General features: G+C 56.6%; 33 protein-coding genes. 24 read left to right on the plus strand and 9 right to left on the minus strand.

Annotation, left to right across the window (positions count from 1 at the left end; genetic code table 11):
- Window positions 1-386: hypothetical protein (locus BUB54_RS20905; RefSeq protein ID WP_175556522.1), on the plus strand; the 386-nt coding region annotated here is incomplete at its 5' end.
- 17 nt (window positions 387-403) lie between these two features.
- Here the strand turns inward: BUB54_RS20905 and BUB54_RS14585 are convergent.
- From BUB54_RS14585 to BUB54_RS14620, 8 genes are all read right to left on the minus strand, one after another.
- A complete protein-coding gene (locus BUB54_RS14585) occupies window positions 404-715 on the minus strand; it encodes a hypothetical protein (protein ID WP_073211864.1) in 312 nt (103 codons plus the stop codon).
- Between the two features lie 114 nt (window positions 716-829).
- The gene (locus tag BUB54_RS14590; protein ID WP_048878235.1) at window positions 830-1,381 is read right to left on the minus strand and encodes an LPD29 domain-containing protein; all 552 of its coding nucleotides are present in this window, start codon (window positions 1,379-1,381) and stop codon (window positions 830-832) included.
- A 106-nt stretch (window positions 1,382-1,487) separates the two neighbouring features.
- Window positions 1,488-1,811 (minus strand): hypothetical protein, encoded by a 324-nt coding sequence (locus BUB54_RS14595; protein WP_048878234.1) that lies wholly within the window; start codon window positions 1,809-1,811, stop codon window positions 1,488-1,490.
- A 1,181-nt stretch (window positions 1,812-2,992) separates the two neighbouring features.
- Window positions 2,993-3,313 carry a hypothetical protein gene (locus BUB54_RS20910; protein ID WP_175556523.1) on the minus strand — a complete coding sequence of 107 codons (321 nt, stop codon included), beginning with the start codon at window positions 3,311-3,313 and terminating at the stop codon, window positions 2,993-2,995.
- A gap of 44 nt (window positions 3,314-3,357) precedes the next feature.
- Window positions 3,358-3,579: a hypothetical protein gene (locus BUB54_RS14605; RefSeq protein ID WP_048878232.1), complete on the minus strand. Its 222-nt coding sequence runs from the start codon at window positions 3,577-3,579 to the stop codon at window positions 3,358-3,360.
- A 277-nt stretch (window positions 3,580-3,856) separates the two neighbouring features.
- Window positions 3,857-4,159 (minus strand): hypothetical protein, encoded by a 303-nt coding sequence (locus BUB54_RS14610; protein WP_048878231.1) that lies wholly within the window; start codon window positions 4,157-4,159, stop codon window positions 3,857-3,859.
- 13 nt (window positions 4,160-4,172) lie between these two features.
- The gene (locus tag BUB54_RS14615; protein WP_048878230.1) at window positions 4,173-4,394 is read right to left on the minus strand and encodes a hypothetical protein; all 222 of its coding nucleotides are present in this window, start codon (window positions 4,392-4,394) and stop codon (window positions 4,173-4,175) included.
- Between the two features lie 405 nt (window positions 4,395-4,799).
- A complete protein-coding gene (locus BUB54_RS14620; protein WP_148359181.1) occupies window positions 4,800-5,126 on the minus strand; it encodes a hypothetical protein in 327 nt (108 codons plus the stop codon).
- Between the two features lie 831 nt (window positions 5,127-5,957).
- Here BUB54_RS14620 and BUB54_RS14625 point away from each other — a divergent pair.
- The 18 genes from BUB54_RS14625 (at window position 5,958) to BUB54_RS14700 (ending at window position 18,204) form a co-directional block, all read left to right on the plus strand.
- Window positions 5,958-6,407: a hypothetical protein gene (locus BUB54_RS14625; RefSeq protein WP_048878229.1), complete on the plus strand. Its 450-nt coding sequence runs from the start codon at window positions 5,958-5,960 to the stop codon at window positions 6,405-6,407.
- 25 nt (window positions 6,408-6,432) lie between these two features.
- Window positions 6,433-6,813: a hypothetical protein gene (locus tag BUB54_RS14630; protein WP_048878228.1), complete on the plus strand. Its 381-nt coding sequence runs from the start codon at window positions 6,433-6,435 to the stop codon at window positions 6,811-6,813.
- Between the two features lie 195 nt (window positions 6,814-7,008).
- On the plus strand, window positions 7,009-8,172 hold the full coding sequence (locus BUB54_RS14635; protein ID WP_199444679.1) for a hypothetical protein: 1,164 nt from the start codon (window positions 7,009-7,011) through the stop codon (window positions 8,170-8,172).
- A 1-nt stretch (window position 8,173) separates the two neighbouring features.
- Window positions 8,174-8,350 (plus strand): hypothetical protein, encoded by a 177-nt coding sequence (locus BUB54_RS20915; protein WP_158320087.1) that lies wholly within the window; start codon window positions 8,174-8,176, stop codon window positions 8,348-8,350.
- A gap of 29 nt (window positions 8,351-8,379) precedes the next feature.
- Window positions 8,380-9,855 (plus strand): phage portal protein, encoded by a 1,476-nt coding sequence (locus tag BUB54_RS14640; protein ID WP_175556524.1) that lies wholly within the window; start codon window positions 8,380-8,382, stop codon window positions 9,853-9,855.
- Entirely contained in the window at window positions 9,852-10,115 is a 264-nt protein-coding gene (locus tag BUB54_RS20375; RefSeq protein ID WP_139284930.1) for a hypothetical protein, read from the plus strand. The genes BUB54_RS14640 and BUB54_RS20375 overlap by 4 nt, the downstream gene beginning before the upstream one ends.
- Window positions 10,116-10,135: 20 nt before the next feature.
- Complete coding sequence (locus BUB54_RS14645) at window positions 10,136-10,750, plus strand: phage scaffolding protein (RefSeq protein WP_048878226.1); 615 nt, start codon at window positions 10,136-10,138, stop codon at window positions 10,748-10,750.
- Window positions 10,751-10,812: 62 nt separating this feature from the next.
- Window positions 10,813-12,213, plus strand: a complete 1,401-nt coding sequence (locus BUB54_RS14650; protein ID WP_048878225.1) for a hypothetical protein — start codon at window positions 10,813-10,815, stop codon at window positions 12,211-12,213.
- A 214-nt stretch (window positions 12,214-12,427) separates the two neighbouring features.
- Window positions 12,428-12,664: a hypothetical protein gene (locus tag BUB54_RS14660; protein WP_048878223.1), complete on the plus strand. Its 237-nt coding sequence runs from the start codon at window positions 12,428-12,430 to the stop codon at window positions 12,662-12,664.
- 3 nt (window positions 12,665-12,667) lie between these two features.
- Complete coding sequence (locus BUB54_RS14665) at window positions 12,668-12,991, plus strand: hypothetical protein (protein WP_048878222.1); 324 nt, start codon at window positions 12,668-12,670, stop codon at window positions 12,989-12,991.
- A gap of 221 nt (window positions 12,992-13,212) precedes the next feature.
- The gene (locus BUB54_RS14670) at window positions 13,213-13,467 is read left to right on the plus strand and encodes a hypothetical protein (RefSeq protein ID WP_244890793.1); all 255 of its coding nucleotides are present in this window, start codon (window positions 13,213-13,215) and stop codon (window positions 13,465-13,467) included.
- Entirely contained in the window at window positions 13,467-14,108 is a 642-nt protein-coding gene (locus tag BUB54_RS14675; protein ID WP_048878221.1) for a hypothetical protein, read from the plus strand. The genes BUB54_RS14670 and BUB54_RS14675 overlap by 1 nt, the downstream gene beginning before the upstream one ends.
- Window positions 14,108-14,965 carry a hypothetical protein gene (locus BUB54_RS14680; RefSeq protein WP_048878220.1) on the plus strand — a complete coding sequence of 286 codons (858 nt, stop codon included), beginning with the start codon at window positions 14,108-14,110 and terminating at the stop codon, window positions 14,963-14,965. Before BUB54_RS14675 ends, BUB54_RS14680 begins: the two co-directional genes overlap by 1 nt.
- A gap of 10 nt (window positions 14,966-14,975) precedes the next feature.
- Entirely contained in the window at window positions 14,976-15,131 is a 156-nt protein-coding gene (locus tag BUB54_RS20920) for a hypothetical protein (RefSeq protein WP_175556525.1), read from the plus strand.
- A 3-nt stretch (window positions 15,132-15,134) separates the two neighbouring features.
- Window positions 15,135-16,715 carry a phage tail sheath protein gene (locus BUB54_RS14685; RefSeq protein ID WP_048878219.1) on the plus strand — a complete coding sequence of 527 codons (1,581 nt, stop codon included), beginning with the start codon at window positions 15,135-15,137 and terminating at the stop codon, window positions 16,713-16,715.
- A gap of 45 nt (window positions 16,716-16,760) precedes the next feature.
- Entirely contained in the window at window positions 16,761-17,186 is a 426-nt protein-coding gene (locus BUB54_RS14690; protein ID WP_048878218.1) for a hypothetical protein, read from the plus strand.
- A 3-nt stretch (window positions 17,187-17,189) separates the two neighbouring features.
- On the plus strand, window positions 17,190-17,567 hold the full coding sequence (locus tag BUB54_RS14695; protein WP_048878217.1) for a hypothetical protein: 378 nt from the start codon (window positions 17,190-17,192) through the stop codon (window positions 17,565-17,567).
- 172 nt (window positions 17,568-17,739) lie between these two features.
- Window positions 17,740-18,204, plus strand: a complete 465-nt coding sequence (locus BUB54_RS14700; RefSeq protein WP_139284931.1) for a phage virion morphogenesis protein — start codon at window positions 17,740-17,742, stop codon at window positions 18,202-18,204.
- Between the two features lies 1 nt (window position 18,205).
- On the opposite strand, the gene BUB54_RS21215 is transcribed toward BUB54_RS14700, so the two are convergent.
- Window positions 18,206-18,568, minus strand: coding sequence for a hypothetical protein (locus BUB54_RS21215; RefSeq protein WP_139284932.1), 363 nt, complete (start codon window positions 18,566-18,568; stop codon window positions 18,206-18,208).
- A gap of 21 nt (window positions 18,569-18,589) precedes the next feature.
- On the opposite strand from BUB54_RS21215, the gene BUB54_RS14705 reads away from it, so the two are divergent.
- The 5 genes from BUB54_RS14705 to BUB54_RS14725 are packed head-to-tail and all read left to right on the plus strand — an operon-like array spanning window position 18,590 to window position 23,041.
- On the plus strand, window positions 18,590-20,284 hold the full coding sequence (locus tag BUB54_RS14705) for a hypothetical protein (RefSeq protein WP_139284933.1): 1,695 nt from the start codon (window positions 18,590-18,592) through the stop codon (window positions 20,282-20,284).
- Between the two features lie 2 nt (window positions 20,285-20,286).
- Complete coding sequence (locus BUB54_RS14710) at window positions 20,287-21,150, plus strand: hypothetical protein (RefSeq protein WP_048878214.1); 864 nt, start codon at window positions 20,287-20,289, stop codon at window positions 21,148-21,150.
- On the plus strand, window positions 21,150-21,338 hold the full coding sequence (locus BUB54_RS14715) for a hypothetical protein (protein ID WP_073211873.1): 189 nt from the start codon (window positions 21,150-21,152) through the stop codon (window positions 21,336-21,338). The genes BUB54_RS14710 and BUB54_RS14715 overlap by 1 nt, the downstream gene beginning before the upstream one ends.
- Window positions 21,338-22,465 carry a phage late control D family protein gene (locus BUB54_RS14720; RefSeq protein WP_048878213.1) on the plus strand — a complete coding sequence of 376 codons (1,128 nt, stop codon included), beginning with the start codon at window positions 21,338-21,340 and terminating at the stop codon, window positions 22,463-22,465. Before BUB54_RS14715 ends, BUB54_RS14720 begins: the two co-directional genes overlap by 1 nt.
- The gene (locus BUB54_RS14725; RefSeq protein ID WP_139284934.1) at window positions 22,466-23,041 is read left to right on the plus strand and encodes a hypothetical protein; all 576 of its coding nucleotides are present in this window, start codon (window positions 22,466-22,468) and stop codon (window positions 23,039-23,041) included. It abuts the gene before it with no gap.
- Window positions 23,042-23,051: the final 10 nt, after the last annotated feature.

The following is a 23,051-nucleotide window of genomic DNA, read 5'->3' on the forward strand; positions in this document are numbered from 1 at the left end:
TCCCCGTTGGCGAGTTGCTGGATATTGTGGGAACCCCCTACAGCACGCCAGAAATGGCCGGAGGGGATGACATGCCGGGTGATGGAGGGACAGCCCGCGTGATTAACCGCGAGGATGCGGCAAGCGCGCTGCGCCGCCACGGCATAAAGGTGGGGAGCCTGGAGCCGCGCAACGCTGGCGGCCCGCTTTATCTCATGGTTGCTGTGTCTAGCGCTGATTGTGCAGCGTGGTTTAAAGACACGCCTTGGGCAACCGCATGGAAAACCACCCTTGCACGCGCGCCCGGTGCAGAGCTACCGCGCAAGCAATTCAGAATTGGAGGCGGGTTGCCGGTGCGGGTGGTTGCTGTGCCAATGGCGGAAATAGAGGGGAGGGGGGGCGTTTAGCCCCCTTACTCTTGCGCTTAAGACCTTACCCAAGAATCTCGTGCTTGAGCGGTCCGCCATACTTGGAGACCCTGCGCTTCATGTGCATTCCATAAAGCCTCAAGCCTTTCGGTTTTAAGGTTATTCAAAACCTTAAACTCTTGCTCGGTAATCTCAACCGCCGGGGCTACCTGCCATCCGGCGGCGGCGCGGCCGGTGTTGGAAAATCCGATTAAACACGGGTTGCGATCCTCCCCCAACATCACAGTGCCAAACTTATAATCGCGGCTTGCGGACTTCCTAAAAAAAGTTACATCCCCGATTGTTGCCTTGAAGAATTTTGCAGCCATTTTCATAACTCCGGTTGTTTCGTACTAAACAATTACCTCTATTCGAGGTAGCTAGTCAAGCTATCAATGCTATCATTTCTATAAAAAATAGCGGGGATTTCTCCCCGCTTTGTCTTAGCGTGCAGCGCAATGCGTTCTATGGAGAGCTTGAAAAAACTCGCTCTCAAGATCGCGGGAGGGGTTGGCTAAAAAGCGCTGTTTATATGTCGCCGCCACCTCGTCAATCTCAAGATCAGCACCAGGGAAGCCCTTAGCGGTCAGCCGGTCATGGACGCGGCGCATAAGCGCACCCGAAAACTCGCGGCGGCAAAAGCTGTAGCCGTAGAAGAAACGCACCAACTTTGCCCCCTCGGGTTGGGGGTTGTGTGCCGGCTGGCAGCAACCCTTCTGGCCTAGCGTTCCGCGATCTTCAGCGACAATGGCGGAGCCGTCCGGTAACAGCCAGTTGTCAACGCGGTATTCCATGTCGATCGAGCAGTCAAAGCGGGTGGAGCTATAGGATTGCACCACCTCATCCACCAGCGAGGCAAGCGGGCCGTCAACCCATGAGACATTAAGCGAGCCGCCAGCAATCCGCACGGAAAACTTGATGCCTGGAAATTTCTTCTTGAGGGCGGCGCGGACCAGCTTAGCGGTTGCGGCGGGTTTGATATAATCAGCGTCCATATTCTTAGCTCCATGCCCCTGAGACCCCGAGGCGCGGGTAAATCTCTGATACATCGTTTTGAAGTATCTAGTCAAGCTATCTATGATAGCTCAACTAGAAAAAAAATTATTCGCAAATTAGGTGGGCGCGCCCATGGTTCTTGCCGCCGCATGAGCATTCGCACTTGAAGCCCTTTGCCTCAGTGCAACGGGCATCGCAGGCATGGGCGGTGCGGAAACCTGCAACGCGGGAAGCTTGCGCGCGCATCCCGGAGCAGGACGGGCAGCGCGTATCATATCCGGCTTCAACCTTGCGGCCCGTTTCGGTCTCGCGTTCGTAGCGCGGAACGCTGCGCCCATATCCCACGGGCACCATGCGGGAATCATATTCCCGCGCCCATACGCGCCCGCAAGCCTTGTTTCCGCAACGGAAAATAAAGCGGGTTTTCATGCTGCAAACTCCATAGCTGGATTTTTCGGGGGGTGTTGTTTCGTACCATACAAATACCCGCTATCGTGGCTATGTCAACTATCCATAATATCCATGATAGCTAATAATTCCGATAAATCCCAACTTCACAACCGCGAGATTGAGAGCATTCGCAAGCCCGCGGTTAAAACCAGGCGCCCCAAACCAGGCCCTCCGCTCCCCTGGCATAAGTCCACCGCCGCACCGCGACCCCGCCCCCCACGCCAGAGAGAAAAGCCCTCACACGCTATAGGAACAGAAACACCCTCCCCGTAGGTTGCCCGCTGATGTTGACGCAAACGGCAAATATGGAGGCGCCGCCATGATGTTTTGTTAACTGTAACCCGCCCCGGTTACAGTTTTGGTTACTAAAAAACGCTGTGTTTTCAGCGTTGTAACCAATGTAACCAATGTAACCACGGGGAACCCCACACACGAACAACCCACCGTTTCATGCGGTGGGTGTTGTGTATGTGGTTACATTGGTTACACGCGCGGCTTTTATATATATATGTTATTGAAATATATATATAAATAAGGCTCTAAGGCTGTAACCAAGGCTGTAACCAAGGGCGTAACCAGCCCGTAACCAAGCCGGAAACCGATTTTAAAGACCCTACAGGGCATCTTGTTGGTTTCGGCTACCATCCCACCGGAAGCTTGTTTCAAGGCATCACAGCCGCAGGAGATTGACCGCATGACCATAAGAGAGACCGTTCATACCGTTGCCCGGCAGACCATGAAACCGCGCCCTGAACCTGCCAAGCGGGTGCGCGCCACTTCAGAGCGGAAATTGCACAATGTTGACGTTGTGATTGATCGCTGCGGAGCGGAGCGAATTGATAGCGGCGTTATGGCGCTGCACCGCAACGGCTCTCTAACCGATTCAGACCTGCATGCAGCAGAACGGTTTTACGCTGATTATGCGCTTGCGGTGCATGGTGCGCGCGACAGCGAGAAAACCGGAGGGGGTGGAAGCCCTGACAGCATGGGGGTGGCCGTCATCCACGCATCCGCCGCACTGACAGACGCAATCGAGGCGGTGGGAAGTTACGGGAAGGCTATCCTTGTTGCGTTTGTCGTGGACGGCCTATCCCTAGCTAAGATCGCGCAATCAAGGGGCGAAAATAGGCAAGTCCTTACCGGAATTGTGATTTCCACAATTAAGCGGCTGAGCGATCATTACTATGCGGTTGATAACCGTCCGCGTTTTCCAATGAAGCGAGCGCGGAGCGTTCAGAAGCAGTTAGCATCCCTAAAAGCGTAACGATTGCTTGCATTTCACCGGAAACCGCATGAACACCCGTCGCCATGCGAGAGATGGAGAGCAGCCGGGCTTTGAAGGTCCGGCGGTCCCCAAGCGCGCCAAGCGCGCGAGCAAGCGCCGATTGAGCGCCTTCACCAAATAACTTTTGCAGCTTCACGTAAAACTCTGCCGCGCTATCAGAACGCGCGGTTTTGCTGCGGTTTGGATGGTTTGCCATGGTTCACCTCTCCCCGGATTACCCGCCGGGGAACGGGGAAGGGGTTAATGGTGCAGATACAGCGCGAGCAACGCGCCGATTGCAGCGGGAATGATGCCGCCGCCAATAATGGCGGTGAAAAGCGGGAGCCACGGGTGCGCGCGTAACTGCTCGTTAATCATGCGGGTTTCCGCGTTGATCTTGCTTGTTTCCGCGTTCAGGCGGGTGGTTTCCGCAAAAAGCTTGTCAATCTCAAGCGTGCGTAGATCGTCAGTTGAAGCGCTCATTTCGTAATCTCCATGCCCCTGAAACCCCGAGGCGCGGGTGGTTGTATCATTGTGCTACCTCATTATGAGGCATGCCGTCAAGCGGCAATTCAACCGGCAGAACGTCAGCGACGCGGGCGCACGTCATGATTCCGCCGTCAAGCGATATGCCGAATACAGCCGGTTCAGATTGCACCGCGTAGTGACGCGCAACACGAAACACAATGGACGGGTGACGGGGGAGGGAAAAAGCTTTCATGGTTAGCGGTTCTTTCAGTGATAGCACAGATAGAGTTTTTTAAAGGGAAGTCTCAAGGCCGGTCATAGAGCGGAATGTGTCGCGCAACGCTTCTGCATAAATGCCGGTTTCAATACCGCGCGGCTGAAGGTCTAGGTTGCGCAAGCGCCAAGCCTCAAGCGTGTATGTGTCGCTAGGCTGCAACGTCACCCGAAAGCGGTTAATGCCACGCACCGCTAATCGAGCGGGAAGGGTAAAGCTTAGGCTATCGCTGCCTGAGACCAGATTCTTAGCGCCGGTCATGGTCAAAAATTTATGGCCGCCAAGCTGGCTAAGGATTGTGAGGGCAACTTGCTTTGACATTTCGTGATCTCCGTTAAAGGCCAAGGGCCGCAAGCAATTCATCATCCGTGATCTCAGGGAGGGGACCGTCTTCAGGAAGATTTAAGAATTTCTGTTCATCTGCAATTTCACGTTCGTATTGGCGAACCTTCACGGAGCGCATTGTGATTTCCTGGGGGGTTTTCGCCGCAGCTAGGCGGCATAGCTCATGGGAAAGGCCAACCTGCAAGGCTTCAAGGTGGGTTGTGTCGGTCATGGTAGGCTCCGTAATTCGTGTTGAACCGTCATTACGTCGTTTTGAGGTGGTGTGTCAACTATCATGGATAGCAATGATATCAAAAAAATAACGCGGCATTGCGGAGGGTGGCACGGCCAGGGATTGCCCGGCCTTCCTGGCATTGCACGGGGCCAGCAAAAGGCCAGGGATTGCAGGGGTTGCGGCGCGAGAGTGGAGCGAAGCGAAACGGAGCGGCGCAACAGCTTCCGTGCGTTTTTTTGATCGCACAATACATATATGCGCGCGCGAAAATTTGGCCGCGCAAGCCGGGGAGGGGAGGGAGGGCCGAAAAATGCGAAAATTCGCAAAAAATCGCAGAAATCCGCCATTTCTAAGCTATCAAAGATAATTCGGCTATCAGTTGTAGCCACGCTATCACGAATATCATGGATAGGCGGCGCGCCAGCGCTGCGGAGCGTTGCCGCGCCGCTGCTTCTGAACGTGTGCGAGTGCGCAAAAACGCGCGCCAATAAAAAACACAGAACGTTTATTATGGAAAGTCGGGCCAAAAATCGCCCTATATCGCTTGAAAAAACAAAGCTCAATTTTGCGCGTCAATCGCGCTGCAATGTCATGTGTTGCGCTGTATTTTGAGTATTTGCCGCGCGTTGCGTTGCGTTGCGTTGCGCTTGAATACGCTGAAAAACAAGGAAAATCCTCACGTTTTGATCGCATACGTTGCAATAGCGTTGCGTTGCGGTTTACGAACAAACAAGCCGAAAATAACACGCAAACCCGCAGAAAACCTAGCTTTTTTGACGATGTACTATAATAACCATCTGTTTAGTAGAGAATTGACCCCCCCCATACCCTTTTTTTCGAGTATGAGCGGCGTTGGCCTTCCGAAAACCACTGAGGGGAAAATGGGGATTGGGGCCGATTAGGAATGCTCCCGCATCCGTGAAACACCCCTCTTGCCGGGCAATCTAGCCCGTAGGCGCCACGGCGCGGCGGAGGCAGGCCACGGTAGCCGCAGCCACCCGGTAGCCTTCTAAGGCTTTGCAGGGCGTTCCTGGGGCATATGCTCTAGGCGCCCTGCCGCAGCAAAAAAAATCTAAGTATTCCAAGTTGGAGTATAGGAACGCGAAACAGGAAGCCGTATCACTTTTTCATCATCGCGGTGGTGCGCCAGACAGAAAGACGGCGCACCGCCCCACCATCTGAACCGTGAGGCCATTATGAGAACCCGCGCAATTCTATTCGTTCGCGGCGATGTGATAGCGCGCGGCTCGGCCCGGCGGGTTGTGTGGGGCGTTACCTCTGACCGCCTAGTTGCGTTCCCGTTAATTCCTTCGGACGGCGCGACATATCGCAACGCTGTGTCTTTTTCAGAGATTTCGGACGTTGCGGCTATGGGGTGCGGCAAAGGTGATCTAGCGATACGTCCGGCGGTGGTGGCTTCGGCTTCCACCGCCGGGTGGAAAAAGGTTGGTGAGATAACAGCGAGCCGCCTTCAAGAATTAGAGAGCGCCGTTAAGCGGGCCGTGGTGGAGGAATCCACGGTTGCCCGTTGGAGCAAGGCGCCCAAAAAGGTTAAGAATCATGCAAGGCGTGAAAATCTCCGCACGGCAGAAGGCCGCGTTTATCGCAGCGCTTAGCCGGGAGCCGAATGTTGCTGCCGCGTGCAAAGCGGCCAAGGTGGGCCGGTCTGCAATCTACGCCCTGAAGCGAGAGAATGAAGAATTTTCGGAGCTTTGGGATGAGGTGATGCAGACCGCCGTTGACGATCTTGAGGGCGAAGCCTTCAACCTTGCGCGTCACGGCACGCTTGAGCCGGTGGTAAGCGCGGGCAAGCTGATTTTTGACCCTGACACTCGCAAGCCGATGTTTGTGAAAAAGGTTATTCCCGCGCTGATTTTGCGCCTTCTGACTGCGCACCGGCCCGAGAAGTACGCGCCGCAGCCGTCCGGGCAAGCGGCGCTACCGTTTGAGCTTACCCCTGACCCTGAACCCACGCCGGATGAAGCCGGGCCGTCAAAGCCCCTGCTCTAACTCCGGCGCAACCGGAGTTATCGAAATGGCGAAATTTAAAGCAGGCGACAAGGTTTATTGGGCTGGCACCCGAAAGGGCGGGACTCCGGGTGGGATGTGGACGGAGGGTAAAGCTTATGCGGTCAATTCCGACGACAGCATTACCGTTTTTGACGATGACGGCAGGCGGTGGTGGGCCGGGGTTAGAGGTGCCGTCAACGAGTTTAGCCTAACACCACAGGAACCAGTCCCCGCGCGGGCGAAGGCGCCAGCGTTAGTCACCCCGGCGGGATTAGCCGCAATCCAGGCTTGGCTTGATGAAAGTGGGGCGGAACACCTCTCCCCTGGCGACCGCTGCGCCGCCGATCTCATGGACGCGCTCGGAGTCACATGGCGCAAGCGCAGCTATGAAGCCGCGTTGAAGTAATCGCCGCGAGGGCCAACTCGTCGCGGCTCTCACGGAATAATAATGGCAAGAATCCGACCACTACCACCACCTGAACAGATCAGCTTAACCCATAAACAATCAAATATATATCAATGGGGTTTTCAGCCGGAGGCTCGTTTCAGGACGGCGGTATGTGGGCGGCGCTTCGGCAAGACTTACCTTGCCGCGCGCGAAATGAAGCGGGCCGCGCAACTCGCGGCAAAATGGTCCGTTCATCCTGACAATGAAATTTGGTACGGCGCGCCCACCTTCAAGCAGGCAAAGCGCGTTTTCTGGCCTCGTCTCAAGCGTGCAATTCCGGCGCATTGGGTAGAACACAAAAACGAAAACGAGTGCCATCTAACGACTGTGGCCGGGCATACGCTGCGAATTGTAGGGCTTGACCTATATGACAATTTGCGCGGGTCCGGCCTTTTCTTTTTCATTGGCGACGAATGGGCGGACGTTCCACCGCAGGCGTGGATTGAAGTTGTTTCGCCCATGCTTTCGACGGCGCACGGGCACTCTCTGAAAATTGGCACGCCCAAGGGCTTTGACCATTTTTATGACGAGTACGTTTTAGGCCAGGAAGGCGGAGAGGTAGATCATAAGTCCTGGCATTACACCACCCTTCAAGGTGGCAACGTGCCGCAAGCAGAGCTTGAACGCGCCAAGCGCATTTTGGATGCGCGGACGTATGAGCAGGAATATGAAGCGGGTTTCGTAACCTATAGTGGGCGCGTCATTTACGCTTTTGACCGCAAGCTTCATGTGCAAGATTGCCCATATAAGCCGGAGCTTCCGGTTTATATTGGTATGGACTTCAACCTGAATCCCATGTCTGCAACCGTGTGGCAGGAATATGGTGGTGCGATCAGGCAGATTGACGAAATTATCCTGCCCACCTCCAACACAGACGACATGAGCGACGTTATAGCGCATCGGTATGGGCGGCCATCCTTTACGCCGGGCGAGATTGAGGTGGGTCATATTACGGTTTACCCGGACCCTGCCGGAGCGCAAAGCCGCACCAGCGCGCAAGGCCGTACAGACATTTCTATTCTGAGGGGGCGCGGTTTTAGCGTCATGGCAATGTCTAAAGCGCCCCTTATCCGTGATCGCATCACAGAGACAAACGCCCGCTTCCGCAACGCGGCGGGCGATATTCGCGCCTATGTTGACCCGTGCTGCCTTCAAAGCATCAAGGCTTATGAAAAGCAAACATACGTTGAAGGCACGAATGACCCCGACAAAAAGAGCGGGTTTGACCATATCGTTGATGCAACGGGTTACTTCATCTATGGCCGCTTTGCTTACAAACCCGCCCGCTTTAACCAGGGCTTCAATATAGGGCGGTAGCATGCTGACATTTTGGGATTACGCGCATGAGGCGGAGCAAGAGTTTTTAAGCTACCTGCGCCGTGCGTTGTGGGCTTGCTTTTGGCTGTTTGTGGCGTGTGTGGCGCTTTCCGAGGCACCGCAACCGCCGCGTGGCACAGCATTGCCGCCGGTTGTCCATCATGACGGGAACGGTTGAGCATGGATTGGCTTTCCCTCAAGAAAACAATGCCGCAAGACAGAGACTTTTCGGAGCGCACCCGTGACTTGGTGGCGCTTGGGGCGGTGCTGGATGGAACGCAGTATGACCATATAGCTTATGCGTTCAGCGAGGAAACAAACGGCTCTAATGAGTATGTGCCGCTTGACCAGCGCCGCCCGTCCATCAAGACGAATCTTTGCCGGATTGTGGTTGATGATGCCGTTTCGTTGCTGTTCAGCGAGGGTCATTTCCCTTCGGTGCAGGCGAAAGACCAGAACACAGCCGACGCGCTAAATCGCATTATAAAGGCCCGGCAGTTGAATAGCGTCATGATCGAAGCGGCAACGCTCGGCTCCGTTGGCTCCGTTGCCATCTTGATGCGCGTGTTGAAGCGCAAGCTATTCTTTTCAGTTTTGCCCACGGCTTACTTGATGCCGGAGTGGCTGGCTGATGACCCCGGCACGCTTAAATCAGTGCGTGAGCGCTACAAGGTTGCACCGGCAGACTTGATCGAACGCGGATATGATGTTGACCCCAAGGGCGGCTTGCATTGGTTTCAACGTGTTTGGGATGACAATGCGGAAACGTGGTTTCAACCCTGGCCCGTTCGTGGCACCCCGAAGGACTTTGAGCCGAAGGTTGATGAAAAGCGCACAGTGACACATGCGCTTGGGTTTTGCCCTTTTGTTTGGATTAAGAACCTTCCGGGGGGCGAGGGTGTTGACGGGGCTTGCACTTTTAAGCCAGCGATAGACACGGTAATTGAGGGCGACTATCAAATGTCGCAGGCCGGGCGCGGGCTGAAGTACAGCAGCGACCCAACCCTTGTGTTGAAGGACATGGCGGCGGGGACCGGCGCGGCTCCCCAGCGTACCGGCGGCGCGGCCCGTATGCTCTCCATTCAACCGGAGAGTGACGCAAAACTCTTGGAAATCAACGGCACAGCCGCGCAAGCTGTTCTTGAGCATTTCAAGGCACTTCGAGTGCTTGTTCTTGAGATTATCCACGGAAACCGGACGGATGCAGACCGGCTTTCTGCCGCCAGTTCAGGCCGCGCCATGGAGCTGATGAACCAATCGCTTGTGTGGCTGGCCGACCGGATGAAGATTACTTATGCGGAGGGCGGACTTTTGGCCCTTCTCCGCATGATATGCCGCGCCTCCGCAGCGGTGAAGGACGGCCTTATAATCTGTGCGGATGGTGATGACGCCTCTACGGCGGAGGTTGTGGAAAATCTCGACCTTGCAGGAATATCCTTACGCTGGCCGCCCTGGTACGCACCGACGCACACGGACAAGCAAGCCCTCACAACCGCACTGAAGGTTGCGGTTGGTGGCGGGATATTAAGCCGGGAAACGGCTGTTTCAGTACTGGCGCCCCTCTACGATATTGAGGACGTGCAGGCAGAATTGACAAAGATTCTCGCTGACCAGAAGGCGGAGGATGCGCGCGTGAAATCTCAGGCCGCAACTGTTACGGCTAACGAAAATGTGCCCGAATGAGTGACGGGCGCACGCTTTGGGGGTTGGCGATGGAAGCCCCCTTGTGGCCTACGGGGCATGTGAACAATGCGCCCCCTGAAAGGCTTATGGATTTCCTGCGTGAGCATTTTCGCAATCCGCAGGACTTTACCCTTGGCGATTTGACGGCGCTTGGCGGCCTTGTGTCGCGGGCTATCCACCTCATCAAAAACCCGCCGCCGGATGGCCCGGCGCCCCCGCCTGACGGCGGCAGCGCGGCGCCCATGACCCTCGCGGCATAGCAGAGCAGGAAATAAGACGCATGTTCAAGTTTGGTTATCCCTTCGGACCTCAGATTTTGCGAGAGAATGAAGGCGGCGGCGGAAATGGCGGCGGCGGTAGCGATGACGCCAACCGCGCGGGCGACCCCGTGGAAATTGACGGTAGGCTTCGGGAACCCACCCGCTACGAGCGCAGCCTACGCGGGCGCGTGTCCGCTGCGGAGCAGGCGGCCCGCGACGCGCAGGCCAAGGCTGAAGCCGCCGTTCAGGCCGCACAGCAGGAACGGGACGCAGCGGTTGCCAAGGTCCGCACGGACGGCGAGGCACGGTTAATTCGCGCTGAATTGAAGGCGGAGGCCGTCAAAGCTGGCATCCGTGACCTGAGCGACCTTGCAAGCGTGGATGTGTCCGGCCTGAAGTTGAATGAAGCGGGCGACCTTGAGGGCGCGGCGGAGTTCATTGCCAAGCTGAAGGAAACCAAGGCCCATTGGTTTGCGGAAGCAACCGGAGCGGCGAAAGGCACTACCTCTAACACCGAAAAGGCACCTGGTCAGACTAAGACCATAGGCGCCGGTGGTGAAGGTAAGAACGCGCGGGAGATGACCTCCGAGGAATACGCCGCCGCGAAAGCGGCTCTGATGCGCCGCCGCCGCTAACCTGCGCAACCATCCACCAACACAACGCGCCCCGGTCTCCGGGGCTTTTTATTTGAGGCCCTATGGCAATTTCTGATTTTCCCACCGCCCTGCAACCCATCATCCAGCAGGGCTTTTTGGAGCGCGAGTTTGAGCAAGGTTTGCGTGCAGCCGTTGCTTATCGCGCGATTGCTGACCGCGAGGATTTTCCAAACGGCATTGGCGAAACCATCACCAAGACCCGCGCCGGTCTGAAGCCGACTGTTACCACTCCGCTCAATTCCGCCTCCAATACCGGCCTGGATAACGGCATGAATCCAGGCAATAACACGTTCCCGGTTGAGCAGTTTACGCTCAGCCTAAACCTGTATGCTGTCTCGGGCGACCTGAATACGGTTACAACCCGTGTTGGCATCGTGGGGCAGTTCTTGCAGAACGCCCTGACCAATGGCGATCAGGCCATGCGCAGCCTTGACGAATTGGCGCGCAACGCTCTGTTTGGCAGCTATTTTAATGGTAACACCCGCGTTACCACGACCCTAGCCGCCGCTGGACCTTCGATTGCCGTGGATGATATTCGTGGATTTACGCAGGTTCCGGGCGTTGCCGCCCTTGGAACCGTAGCCAACGCATCGCCCGGCGCGGGCGTTAACCCCTCCCCCACATGGGTGCCGGTGGGCGCAAGCAACCCTCTCACGGTAACGGTTGGTTCAAACACTTATGAGGTGGTTGGCTATACGGTTGATGCTAACAACACCTCAAGCCTGAAGTTTTTGGGCGGAGTTTCTGGTACGCTGACCCTCTCCGGCAACGTGACTGTTGCGGACGGGACCGCAGGGAACACCGTGCAGGCTGCTAACGCTTCCACCGTTCTGCGGCCAAATGCGCGCGGGAACAGCTCTTTGTTGCAGGCTGGTGATGTGTTCACCATGAGCGACATTCAGGACGCGGTTGCGTTCTTGGGGGCGAACGGCGTTCCCCGAATTGAGGGTGCATATAACTGCTATTTGGATTCCTATAGCTCCCGGCAACTTTTCTCTGACCCGGATTTCCGGCAGCTTTTCCAGGGGGCGACCTCATCGAATGACGTGTTCAAATATGGGCGCGTGAGCGACATGCTGGGCGTGCGGTTCATTCCCACTACGCAGGCCCCCGTTCAGGCGCACCCCAGCATTGCGGGTCTGAAAATCCGCCGCCCCATCATCTGCGGCCAAGGCGCCTTGATTGAGGGCGATTTTGAGGGCATGGCGGACCCGGACCACGCGGACCAGGGAGGGCGCGGCCCGGTTGAGGTTCACATGGTTGACAATGTGGCGATGACCACCCGTGCCCCCATGGACCGGCTCGGCCAGATCGTTGCTCAGTCTTGGTACTGGATTGGCGGTTTCTGCGTTCCTTCGGACGTGACTACCAGCCCGACCACCATCGGGACCGCCAGCAATTCCAGCTACAAGCGCGCGGTTATTGTTGAGCATGTTGGCTAATGGCGAGGCCGCGTAAGCAAGGTTTGGAAGGGGCGTCGGACACTCCGGCGCCTGACATTCCGCTAATGTCTCGGGGGCGTGTGGCGAAACACACGCCCCTCATTTTCCGGGGGCGGCACCTGCAATTTCGTCCGGGCGTTGAGTTTACGGCAGAGCGCGAGTTGCGTGCGGCTCTTGATGAGAGTGGCGCTGACGTTGATTGGAGTAATGACGCATGACGCAAGCCACACACGGCGCCACCATCGTTCAGGGTGGAATGGTCAGCGATCAAGCCACAACGGCACAGATTCTTGCGCTGGCTACGCCCGGCATGTCCACGGGCACGCCCACCTCAGATTTTACTCTCATCTATAAGGGGCGGCCTCTCAGCTTTCGTAATGGCATTGCCTTCACGGCGGACGCAATGCTGAAGGCGGCAATGGCGGGGCAGCCGGTAACGTGGAGTTCTTAACGGATGGCCGTAGGCGCTAATCAACCGTTTAAGGGCGTTGACAGCCAAGCGATCGCTTGCACTGGGGCGCCCGCCAACGCCGCTCTACCCGGCTCGGGCGAGAGCGTTTTAATTTACAACGCGGGCACTGTGGTGGCCTTTGTGCTGTTTGGAGGCAATGCGGCCTCGGTCTCTGAGCCTCAAACCTACGGATTAGCAATCCCGCCGGGCGGCTCTCGGCTGCTTGGCGTGTCAAAATTTGACAATTTCATCGGCGCCGCATTTGCCGCTGATGGAACCGGAACCGGCACGCTCTATGTATCGCGCGGCTCCGGTACGGTTTACTAGCCTTGTCCGGCTCGGCCCCCCCCGCCACCGCATACAGCCCCACAATCTCAACCACGCCAGTAGGCGGCAATTATTCGGCCAACTTCAGCACAGCGGCGCTTGAGGCTTGGGAAAAGGCAGACGTGCGCAGGTTTTGCGGATACCCGCCCTATGGCGGCGCGGGAATGTCTGGCTTTTGGGGGTTTCGTTTCTTCCAAGCCTACGGCTTGCTTGAATACCGCATGACAAACCTTGCGCCCTACGAGTTTCAAGTGGTGCGCTATCATCTAAACTACTTGGTGCAGCTTGAAGCGGCGCAGGCCACGGCCTCAGATAACCTTGACACTAATCAAGCATCTGTCTGGCTGCACAACCAAAACGAAATCCGTGACCGCGCCATTCTGTTTGACGAATGGCGGCGCAAGCTATGCAATGCCGTGGGTATTCCGCCGGGGCCGCAGCTTGAGGGAGCGGCAACCGGGAGAATCACGATTTAATGGACGCGGCAACCATCCAGGCGAAAATATGGGCCGGGTATGGCAAGGCCGCGTCTCGCGTGGGCGCGCTATACCAACAGTTCCGGCCAACAGATCCGTTGGCGCCCATGGCCAAGGCAAAAGGCACCATCTACGCGGCTTTTGACGCGGGGAATTACAAATTCAACGCCCCGCAAGGGTATGGCAAGCCAACGTGGCGCGCCCTGTTAGATGGCCGAAGCACCGCCGTAGGCGATATTCTCAAAGGCGCCGGTGGAACATTCTTCATTGTAGGGCAAGACGCGCTCCTGCCTATCCTTGCCGTGCAGGCAAACGCCACGGTTACGGTTTACAAGGCGGCTGCACCCGCAGGCTATGGGGTGCAGCCGTATGGGGGCGACGTGGAGGCCACCCGGCAAGAAATCATGGCCGGTTGGCCCGCCTCAATTCTAAGCGGCTCCCACACCCCGGAAAATGGCCCCGTGGGCTTGCCGGGTGATGCCCGCACCCCCTGGAAAGAGGTTTTGCTCCCGGCCATCGCTGGCGTGACCATCACAACCGATAATTTTATCACGGACTCAGCAGGCGCCCGCTTCCAAGTGAGCGATGCGGAGCTAACATCTATGGGATGGCGCCTAGCGGCAACGCAGCGCGAGGCTTAATGGCTGATATTTCTGACGTTGCGAACGCGCTGGTAAGCGCGTGCGCCGCCGCGATCTATCCCGGCGGCGCATCCGCAAGCGTGACCGGCGCAAATACGCGGGTCTATTACGGCTGGCCGGTGGCGGAAAATTTGGACAATGACGGCGCGGCAGGCATCGTCAACGTGTCCGTGTTCGCATCCACCAACATGACGAAACTTACAACGCGCTATCCGATTGATTGGGGCGCCATGGTCACGGTGCCAACGGTTACACTTACGGCCACCTTGAGCGGGCAAGTCATTACGCTCGGTGGGACGGGTGGAGCGGGGCAGAATTTTGGAATATTGGCAGGAAATACCGCTTATATTCACTCCGTTACGGCTTCCGATACTCCCGGCACCGTCGCCGCCGCGTTTGCTGCGGCTCTTGGCGCGGTTGGTGTTACAGCTTCGGGCGACGCAATCACTTTTCCCGCATCCCTTCCCGTGTACGCGGCCCGCGTTGGCGCGGTGGGGCAATGGCTTGGAGAAATGCGCAGGCAAGAACAGGGTTTTCTTGTAACCGTGTTTGCGCCAACCCCGGCGCTTCGGGATGCCACGGCAGCAGCGATTGACGGCGCCTTGGCCGGGGTCAACTGGCTGACGCTGGCGGACGGTTCAAGCGGGCGCCTCCTTTATCACAGCAGCCGCTCAGATGATAAGCCGGGCGTTGCGACCGTGTGGCGTAGAACGCTGACATATACGGTTGAGTACGCAACAACACAGGCTTTTGCAGCCGCCCAACTGCTTTTTATGGGCCTAACGGTTACGGCAGATGGGAGCGCGGTGAACATGCCGCCCGGCAATCTGATGCCATCCACAATCATTCAAATTTAACCGAGGTTTTATGGATATTGCCCTGACCGTGCGCGCCGCTTTCGGCGCGTACTCCATTGGCGACGTGATTACGGAACCGGAGGCCGTGGCCGCCGCTCTGAAAAGCCACCCCTCTTATGTCACCCGGCGCCCGGCGCCTTCCAAACCGCAGGCCGCCGGAGGCTAATAAATGCCGATTGTAAAGCAAGGCTCTCTTAATACCACCGCGCTTGTGGTGCCAGATTTCTATGTGCAGATCGTTCCGCCGCAGGTGCTTAACCTCAACGGCGTCCCCACCAATGTTATTGGCGTTGTAGGCACAGCTAGTTGGGGGCCGTTAGATTCTCCCGTGGTTTTCGGCAATTCGACTGAATATAATGCCACCTTCGGCCCGATCATGGCGCGCAAGTATGACATGGGCACACAAGTTGCAACGGCCATTCAACAAGGCGCCTCAAGCTTTGTTGGCGTGCGCGTCTCAGACGGCACAGACGTTGCAGCCGTGAGCAATGCCACCACTCCAACCACATACACAGCCAAATATACAGGGACGCAAGGCAACAACCTGACCGTTACTCTTGCCGCCGGGTCCGCTGCTAATTCTTGGATGGTGACGGTGGGCATGCCTGGGCAGGCACCGGAGATGTTTAATAACATTCCAGGGCCTCCCACGACTTCCCCAAGTTCTTCCGACCTCAACACCTTCTGGCAGGCGGTTGCCACGGCAATCAACAACGGCACGTTGTTGCGCGGCCCGTCGCAGTTTGTGACCGCAAGCTTCACTACCGCCGCAACCCCGCCCTCCCCCGCCGCCGCTACCTATACATTCAGCGGGGGCACGGACGGCGCTTCAACCGTTACCGCCTCCACCCTGGTAGGTACAGACATTTCACCGCGTACCGGCATGTATGCCTTGGAGAAGCAGGGCGTTAGCATTGGTGTTTTGGCTGATGCGGATGATTCGACGCAATGGAGCGTTCAGGCCGCTTTCGGTTATACCATTGGCGCCTATATGATTCTAGCCAGCCCGGCCAGCCAGACAATCGCCGCCGCCGTGAGCGCAAAAGCGGCCGCCGGGATTGATGACTATTCAGCCAAGATCATGTTTGGCGACTGGATTTATTGGAACGATCAAACCAACAACGTGACGCGGCTGGTTTCGCCGCAGGGGTTTGTTGCCGGACGGCTGGCAAACCTGTCACCGGAGCAAAGCAGCCTGAATAAGCCGCTTTATGGAATCGTCGGCTCTCAGAAATCCGGGGCACCCGGCTCAACCACTTTTAACACCTATTCGGCGGCGGACCTTTCCGCGCTGCTTTTGGCGGGCATTGACGTAATTGCTAACCCGGCGCCCGGCGGCAATTATTGGGCGGTGCGTGGCGGCCACAACAGTAGCACAGACGCGGCAATTCAGGGTGATAACTACACGCGCATGACAAATTACATTGCCGCCACCCTGGCGGCAGGTATGGGCATATTCGTGGGTAATCCAATCAACCTTGGGCTGATGCGTTCCGCGCGATCTACCATGTTGACCTTTCTGAAGAACATGCTTGGGCAGAACATGCTTGCGCTGCTTGTAGATGGCAGCTTGCCCTATTCTGTGATTTGCGACGCAAGCAACAACCCGCAGAGTCGCGTCTCTCTCGGCTACATGCAGGCGGATGCTGCCGTGACCTATCAGGCAATCAATGAGAAATTCATTGTGAACATGCAAGGCGGTCAGACCGTTGTTCAGCCCGCACGGCAGGCGACGCAGGCCAACGGCTGATTTCTCAACTTAACTCAGGGAGAGGGGGCGCGCCCCCTCTAGTGAATGTCGAATCAGTTTAACCTAGGCCGCGACTGTCAAGTGACCTTGCAGGGGCCTTATGGCACTGTGAAACTATCTATTGTGACCGGCTTTGAGGCGAAGCAGGTCGTTAATAACGTGAAGGTTGACCCGCTTACCGGGCCACCACTTAACGCAAAAGTCCCGCGCGGTTGGAGCGGTTCTTTTTCGGTTGACCGCGCCAGCGATGCGCTTGACTCGCTGGTTTCTCAGATTGAGCAGGGCTTTTGGGCAAGCGGCGCCTTGGGTTCGTGTGATATTTACCAATACATCACCGAATTGGACGGCTCTACCACCACATATCACTTCGACAACGTGGCAATCTCGCTTTCCAACGCAGGCAACTATCAGGCCGATCAGGCCGTCAAGCAAACGCTTGAGTTTGACGCAAGCACACGCAAGAGGGTGTAACCCATGGAAGAAAATACCCCCCTCCCCCCGTCAGCCGCGACCGTAAAAACGGCAACGCTTGAGAGCGTTGTTACGGATGCGAAGGGGCGCAAGATCGCTTTTCGCCCCCTCGGCATCTTAGATCAGGCGCGAATTTATAAAGCTGTGGGCGCGGACAATTCTGAGAACGGCCCTTACGTCCGCCTTGCAACCATGGCCGCTTCTGTTACCTCCATTGACGGCGTGCCTACTCCGGCCAGCCCAACTAATGACCGCGAGGTTGAAGCAGCTATTGCGCGGCTGGGGGACGAGGGCTTTTTAGCCCTCTCCCTCGACTTGAACGCCAAGGCTGAAGCCGCCATTGCTGCCGCCCAGGAGGCGGCGGCCTCCGCAAAAAACTAGCAACGCACTCCGGCTTTATATCAGCCCTCTGGCTGGTTAAAAACGGGGTGCCGTATGACGTGGCTATGTGCATGCCGGAAGATGAAAGGCTTGCGCATTGCGTGGTTTTTGGAGAGTTTGAAGGAAATTCCTTCGATTGGTCCGCCCTAAAATGGCGTGAAAGGCCCTCCGCATGAGGGAATTTGACTTAATGGGGTTCGCTGGGCATCTGGCGGACCTCTCGATTGCCGTTGAGCATGAGAAAATTGAGGCGTTAACCCGCGCCGCCGTGGTTGTGGAGACCGCAGCAAAGGGCCTTATTGGCCACGATGAAAACCCCGCGGTTGGTCCGTATCCTGCTTGGGCCCCCCTGGCGCCGGATACGATTAAGGAAAAGACGGCCCTTGGTTATGTGGGGCGCATCTCCGCTTATGATACTGAGTACCGCACCGGAGAGTTAGAGCAGAGCATCCATAAGTCTATCAACGCCGCTGGCGCCGTTGTAGGTTCTGCAAGCGAGGTGGCGTTGGTGCAAGAGGAAGGCGACCCGGCCCACAATTTGCCGCCGCGTAGCATATTCGGCGCGGCCGGGTTTAAGTCATCGCAAAAAGTTGCGGAGATAATCGGCGCAACTGTGGTTGATATTTTTAAGCGTTAATTTACCAACTCACATAAATCACGCCAAGCAAAAACGCCCACAAGATCGCAACAAAGGCCAGCTTGGCCCCTAATAAAAACCAGCCAAAAACGCTGCGTTGTTTCGTACCAAACAAAAGGACTCTCCCTTGATTGATGCCTACAAGATTGGCGTAAGCATAGCGCTGACCAACGGCGTCTCGCAAGTTCTTCATGTAATTCAGCGTGACGTGATGGGGCTGAAGAAATCGGTTGATTTCACAACCGGCAGTCTTGACCGCATGAAGATTGCGGCGGCTGGCTTTGGCGCTGTGATGTTGGGGGGCGGCGCTCTTACGGCAATGACAAAGCTTGTGGATAAGGGGCAAGCTTTCGTTCAGCAGCAATCAGCCATGAAGCAGGCGGGCATGTCGCAGGCGCAAGTTGCGCAGGCTACCGCGACGGCGTGGCGCATGACGCAAACCGTCATGACCTCCAACGCCACCGATAACCTGAAGCTACTTCAGGACTTGAAAAACACGCTTGGCAGCATGAATGAGGCCGTTTCGGTTTCAAACCCCATGGGCCGCGTGGTTGCCGTTCTTGGGAATTTGACCGGCAAGCCCTCCGAAGGCGAAGGCTACGCCCTGGCAAAGTTTTTAGATCAGAGCGGGCGCTTAGTTGACCCGCAGACCGGGGAAATCAGCCCGGCCAATATGCTGAAGTGGGCGCGCATTGCTGAAGGCATTGCCGCCGCCACGAATGCCCGCGTTGACCCGCGCCAAATGCTCAATTTTCAGGTTGGCGCCAAGGCGGCTGGCTCACAGCTATCAGAACAAGGGTTTCTTGATTTTGTCCCTACGCTTCTAGCGAACGGCGGTTCCAAGGCGGGCACCTGGCTAGGCTCTCTTGAAGCGCAAATGTTGGGGGGCATTCAATTTTATTCGCAATCGGTCCGCTCCTTTGAGGGAATTGGCCTCTTGGACCCGCGCAAGGTTCACAAGGGCGGTGGCGGGCGTTTCGCCATTGGGGATGGCGCATGGCAACAATCGGACCTTTTGCGACATGACCCGGCAAAATGGGTTTGGGACGTTCTTATTCCAGACCTCAAAAAGCACGGCTACAAAACGATAGACCAACAGGTTAAATTCCTTCAGCACACCGGATTACGGCAGACCGTTTCCGGGTTGCTGGTTGAGTTGCTTCGCAATGAAACAGCCGACAAGCGAGACATTAAAAATGTTGGGACGGCGACAAGCGTAGATCAATACAAGATTATGCAAAACACGTCGCCAACGGCGCAGCTAGATGCGTTTAACCAAGCGTGGAATAATTTGTTGACCGCCTTGGGTTCCCCCATGGTTGGAACGGCCTATCACATGCTTGACCGTGTAACGGCTGAAATCAACAAGCTTGGAGCGTGGGCGGCGGCGCATCCGAAAGACATTCTTGCCATAGAGAAAATGGTTGCCGCTATCGCCGGTATTACAGTGGTTATGGGCAGCGCTGCGGTGGTGGGTGCGGCTGTAACTGCCTTGGGCGCCCTAGCGGCTCCCACGGGCCTCCTAGCCCTCGCGGCGGGCATAGCAGCGCTAGGCGACGCCTTCCCAAAAATTCCCAAGTGGCTGATTCACATGGCGGAGGGCGCAGCGGTAGGGGGCGCGGCTGGCGCCACCGGGGGCGCTTTTGTTGGTGGCGTGGGCGCTGCCCCAGGTGCCGTTGTGGGGTCTATGGTGGGCGCTGGGGTGGCTGGTGCTGATGAGGTTGGCAAGTGGCTTGCTCATGTCATCATTGGCGCCCAAACGGAACAAAAAGCAGCCCCACCGGCCCATTGGATTACTAAACGCGAAAAAAACGGTGACTTGATTTTTTCGGCACCGCCGCAACCCACGGCGCCCCCCACAATTTCGCCAACGGCTCCGGGTGTAGGTTTTAGACCTCAGTATGTGCCCCCCGCGAAGGATAACAGCACAACGCAGGTTCACACGGTAATCAAGCTAGATGGCCGCGTTTTGGCGCGACACGTCAGCGAACATCAAGCCCGTGCCGCTAACCGCCCGCCGGCATCCGGCACAGCCTTTGACCCCAGCGCCGCGCCACTCTACCCCAGCAGCGGGAGTTAACCTTGAGCTTCCTTTCAGCAGCTTTTGCGCTCACTGGTGCCCTTGCGGGTGCTGGTGGGGGCGTTACCCTGGCCGGGGTACATCTCACGGGGCTTTCAACCCCGGAAAAGATCAATTTTGGCGGCGCGCAAATGGTGGCGGTTCATAAACTGCCCGGCGGGGACCGAATTGTTCACGTCCTTGGCGCTGATGAAAAAGACATAAAATTCTCGGGCATCTTCTCCGGTGCTGGTGCCGTCTCTACAGCCTTAAAAATTGACACCGCGCGCAAAGCGGGCATCCCCGTAGCGCTAACTTGGCCCGGCTTCCACCGGCAAGTTGTGATTGCCGAATTTGATTGCAGTTATGAATCCGGCGGCTTTTTGTTGCCGTATTCGGTGCGTTGCATTGTTGTCCCCTCACCACCCCCCGCACCAAAACCAACACTTCTCGGCTCTCTCGGCAAAGACGTTCAGAAATCGCTTGGAATTACGGGAATTGTTAGCTCCGTTCAAGGCATTGTAAAAAAAGCCGATGCGCTGACCTCGCCGCTCCTGGCTGATGCGCAAGGCGCCCTCCTTTCGGTTCAGGGCGTTCTGCCTATCGCTGGCGCGCTCACGGGGGGGAGCGCGGCCTTTTTGTCTGTGCAGGGGGCAATCAACAAAGCTTCCTCGCTGACCGGCGCAGCGGCGTCCCTAGCGGACGGCAATATGAGTGCGGTGATTGACGCAGCAAGCAGCGTGGGGGGGGTTATCGGCGGCTCCAATGGCGCAACGGCGATTTCAGCCCTGACCACCGCCGCTAGTGCGGCGGGCGATCTCGCCAACACATTAGCAGCCAATGGGTTTGTCAAACGCATGGCGGCGAACATTCAGGCGGCGATATAATGAGCGAGACCGTAACAGTATCAAACACAACTTTGTATCATGTGGCAGCGGAAAAGCTGGGTGACGCAACACAGTGGATTGTTTTAGCGCAAATAAATGGCCTAAGCGACCCGCAAATAACTGCGCCGGTTTCTTTGAAAATCCCCAGCGCACCACCGCCCTCAACTGACGGAATCCCTCAACAGTAATGACAACGCTTTACCCTACTTCAACCGGAGTCCCCACGGCTTCGGTTGTTGCCCCACGCCTGCGCATAACGATAAACGGCGCAGATCAGGCGGGCGCAATTCACGCTGACATTGACCAGACCGGGCACTACGGAGCGGATACGTTTGAGGCGGAGATAGCGTTAGGTAAAAGCGGAGATTATTCGCTTGCTTGGTGGGCCGATCAACAGAACATAGATGTTCAGATCAGCGTTGCGGCCTCAAACGCTGGGGCTTCGGAAAGCTGGGTTCAGCTTTTTGACGGCATTGTTGACACTGTGGACTTTGATATTGCGCCACAGGTAGTTCGCATCTCAGGCCGTGACAGATCCTCCCTCTTAATCGACGCGCCAACGCAAGAGGCTTTTCCGAACAAAACCTCAAGCGAAATCGCAACGCTCCTGGCGGAGCGTCATGGGCTAACGCCAAATGTAGCCACAACAACAATCTTGGTTGGGCAGTATTACCAGCTTGAACACAGCACTGTCACGCTAGGCGCTTTTTCGCATCAAACGACAGAATGGAACCTGCTAATTTATCTTGCGCAAAAGGAGGGCTTTGACCTTTGGGTTTCAGGAAATACGCTCAACTTCCAACCGGCGCAGTCTAGTTCAGGTTCGCCCATTGTTGTGAGTTATAAAGCGCCCTTCGTTGCCTCTCCCTATCCAGTTATGAGCGTGGAAAACCTACAACTTTCCCGCAACCTACGACTGGCAAGCGATATTGAAGTGACAGTGAAAAGTTGGGACAGCCGCGCTAATCGGGCTTATGAGCGCGTTGTGAGGCTTCCGGGGGTTCACTCAACCGCAACCTCAACGGTTGTAAACTACGTTGAAGTAAAGCCGGGCCTGTCTCCGGCTGAAGCCCTCAAATACGGCCAGACGATGCTTGCGCAGCTATCGCGGCATGAGCGCGTTATTCATACTGAAATGCCAGCCGATACTACGACGACACCGCGCCAAATGGTGCAGCTTTCCAGCACGGGGAGCGCCTTCGATCAGCCTTATTATATAGATTCAATACGGCGCTCCTTGGATTGTAACGGCGGCTTTACGCAAACGATTAGGGCAAAAAACTCAAGCCCACGGACGCAACAAACGGTGATTTAATTGCATGAATTTTTAAACGCCATGAAGCGCGGCTCGCAGGACATTGCGCGGCGGCTGGCTCAAGCGCGCTACGCCACGATTAAAAGCGTGGACCCGGACAGTTACGCGGTTAAGGTTCTCATCCAACCTGAAGGAATCTTAACCGGCTGGCTTCCATGCGGGGCCGCAGCGGTGGGAATCGCGTCTATTTCGGTCCCGCCAATTCCTGAAGATCAGGTGATTGTAGAACCCATGGAAGGCAGCGCGCAACATTGGGCTATCATTGCCCGCGTGTTTAGCGCTACGGCGCGGCCTCCTATTAGCCCGGCAACAAATAAGCCGGTTCAGTCTGGTGAAATTGGAATTTTCACCCCCGGCGCGTGGCTGCATTTTACGGGTGGCAATGTTTACGGCGCGGCAACCGATTGGAACCTAAGCGGAAATCTCAATGTCACCGGGGGCATAAATGCGACACACGACGTTGTGGCAGATTCGGGAGGTTCAACCGTTAGCCTAGCAAATCACGATCATAAAATTTCCGGGGTTCAGTTTGGTAGCTCCACGCTCACGACCAGCGCCCCCGTACCGGGTTCATAGCCCGTGGCTG

The sequence above is a fragment of the Acidocella aminolytica 101 = DSM 11237 genome, assembly GCF_900129125.1.
Lineage (GTDB): Bacteria > Pseudomonadota > Alphaproteobacteria > Acetobacterales > Acetobacteraceae > Acidocella > Acidocella aminolytica.

Excerpts from the sequence above, each read along its gene's own strand:
- BUB54_RS14695 (WP_048878217.1), top strand. The coding sequence starts at position 17,190 with ATGGAAGAAAATACCCCCCTCCCCCCGTCAGCCGCGACCGTAAAAACG.
- BUB54_RS14665 (WP_048878222.1), top strand. The coding sequence starts at position 12,668 with ATGGCCGTAGGCGCTAATCAACCGTTTAAGGGCGTTGACAGCCAAGCG.
- BUB54_RS14720 (WP_048878213.1), top strand. The coding sequence starts at position 21,338 with ATGACAACGCTTTACCCTACTTCAACCGGAGTCCCCACGGCTTCGGTT.
- BUB54_RS14640 (WP_175556524.1), top strand. The coding sequence starts at position 8,380 with ATGCCGCAAGACAGAGACTTTTCGGAGCGCACCCGTGACTTGGTGGCG.
- BUB54_RS14605 (WP_048878232.1), bottom strand. The coding sequence starts at position 3,579 with ATGAGCGCTTCAACTGACGATCTACGCACGCTTGAGATTGACAAGCTT.
- BUB54_RS14650 (WP_048878225.1), top strand. The coding sequence starts at position 10,813 with ATGGCAATTTCTGATTTTCCCACCGCCCTGCAACCCATCATCCAGCAG.
- BUB54_RS20910 (WP_175556523.1), bottom strand. The coding sequence starts at position 3,313 with ATGGCAAACCATCCAAACCGCAGCAAAACCGCGCGTTCTGATAGCGCG.
- BUB54_RS14685 (WP_048878219.1), top strand. The coding sequence starts at position 15,135 with ATGCCGATTGTAAAGCAAGGCTCTCTTAATACCACCGCGCTTGTGGTG.
- BUB54_RS14645 (WP_048878226.1), top strand. The coding sequence starts at position 10,136 with ATGTTCAAGTTTGGTTATCCCTTCGGACCTCAGATTTTGCGAGAGAAT.
- BUB54_RS14680 (WP_048878220.1), top strand. The coding sequence starts at position 14,108 with ATGGCTGATATTTCTGACGTTGCGAACGCGCTGGTAAGCGCGTGCGCC.
- BUB54_RS14715 (WP_073211873.1), top strand. The coding sequence starts at position 21,150 with ATGAGCGAGACCGTAACAGTATCAAACACAACTTTGTATCATGTGGCA.
- BUB54_RS14690 (WP_048878218.1), top strand. The coding sequence starts at position 16,761 with ATGTCGAATCAGTTTAACCTAGGCCGCGACTGTCAAGTGACCTTGCAG.
- BUB54_RS20915 (WP_158320087.1), top strand. The coding sequence starts at position 8,174 with ATGCTGACATTTTGGGATTACGCGCATGAGGCGGAGCAAGAGTTTTTA.
- BUB54_RS14585 (WP_073211864.1), bottom strand. The coding sequence starts at position 715 with ATGGCTGCAAAATTCTTCAAGGCAACAATCGGGGATGTAACTTTTTTT.
- BUB54_RS14615 (WP_048878230.1), bottom strand. The coding sequence starts at position 4,394 with ATGACCGACACAACCCACCTTGAAGCCTTGCAGGTTGGCCTTTCCCAT.
- BUB54_RS14700 (WP_139284931.1), top strand. The coding sequence starts at position 17,740 with ATGAGGGAATTTGACTTAATGGGGTTCGCTGGGCATCTGGCGGACCTC.
- BUB54_RS14590 (WP_048878235.1), bottom strand. The coding sequence starts at position 1,381 with ATGGACGCTGATTATATCAAACCCGCCGCAACCGCTAAGCTGGTCCGC.
- BUB54_RS14705 (WP_139284933.1), top strand. The coding sequence starts at position 18,590 with ATGTCGCAGGCGCAAGTTGCGCAGGCTACCGCGACGGCGTGGCGCATG.
- BUB54_RS14635 (WP_199444679.1), top strand. The coding sequence starts at position 7,009 with ATGAAGCGGGCCGCGCAACTCGCGGCAAAATGGTCCGTTCATCCTGAC.
- BUB54_RS14595 (WP_048878234.1), bottom strand. The coding sequence starts at position 1,811 with ATGAAAACCCGCTTTATTTTCCGTTGCGGAAACAAGGCTTGCGGGCGC.
- BUB54_RS20920 (WP_175556525.1), top strand. The coding sequence starts at position 14,976 with ATGGATATTGCCCTGACCGTGCGCGCCGCTTTCGGCGCGTACTCCATT.
- BUB54_RS14610 (WP_048878231.1), bottom strand. The coding sequence starts at position 4,159 with ATGTCAAAGCAAGTTGCCCTCACAATCCTTAGCCAGCTTGGCGGCCAT.
- BUB54_RS20375 (WP_139284930.1), top strand. The coding sequence starts at position 9,852 with ATGAGTGACGGGCGCACGCTTTGGGGGTTGGCGATGGAAGCCCCCTTG.
- BUB54_RS14670 (WP_244890793.1), top strand. The coding sequence starts at position 13,213 with ATGACAAACCTTGCGCCCTACGAGTTTCAAGTGGTGCGCTATCATCTA.
- BUB54_RS14625 (WP_048878229.1), top strand. The coding sequence starts at position 5,958 with ATGCAAGGCGTGAAAATCTCCGCACGGCAGAAGGCCGCGTTTATCGCA.
- BUB54_RS14675 (WP_048878221.1), top strand. The coding sequence starts at position 13,467 with ATGGACGCGGCAACCATCCAGGCGAAAATATGGGCCGGGTATGGCAAG.
- BUB54_RS14660 (WP_048878223.1), top strand. The coding sequence starts at position 12,428 with ATGACGCAAGCCACACACGGCGCCACCATCGTTCAGGGTGGAATGGTC.
- BUB54_RS14630 (WP_048878228.1), top strand. The coding sequence starts at position 6,433 with ATGGCGAAATTTAAAGCAGGCGACAAGGTTTATTGGGCTGGCACCCGA.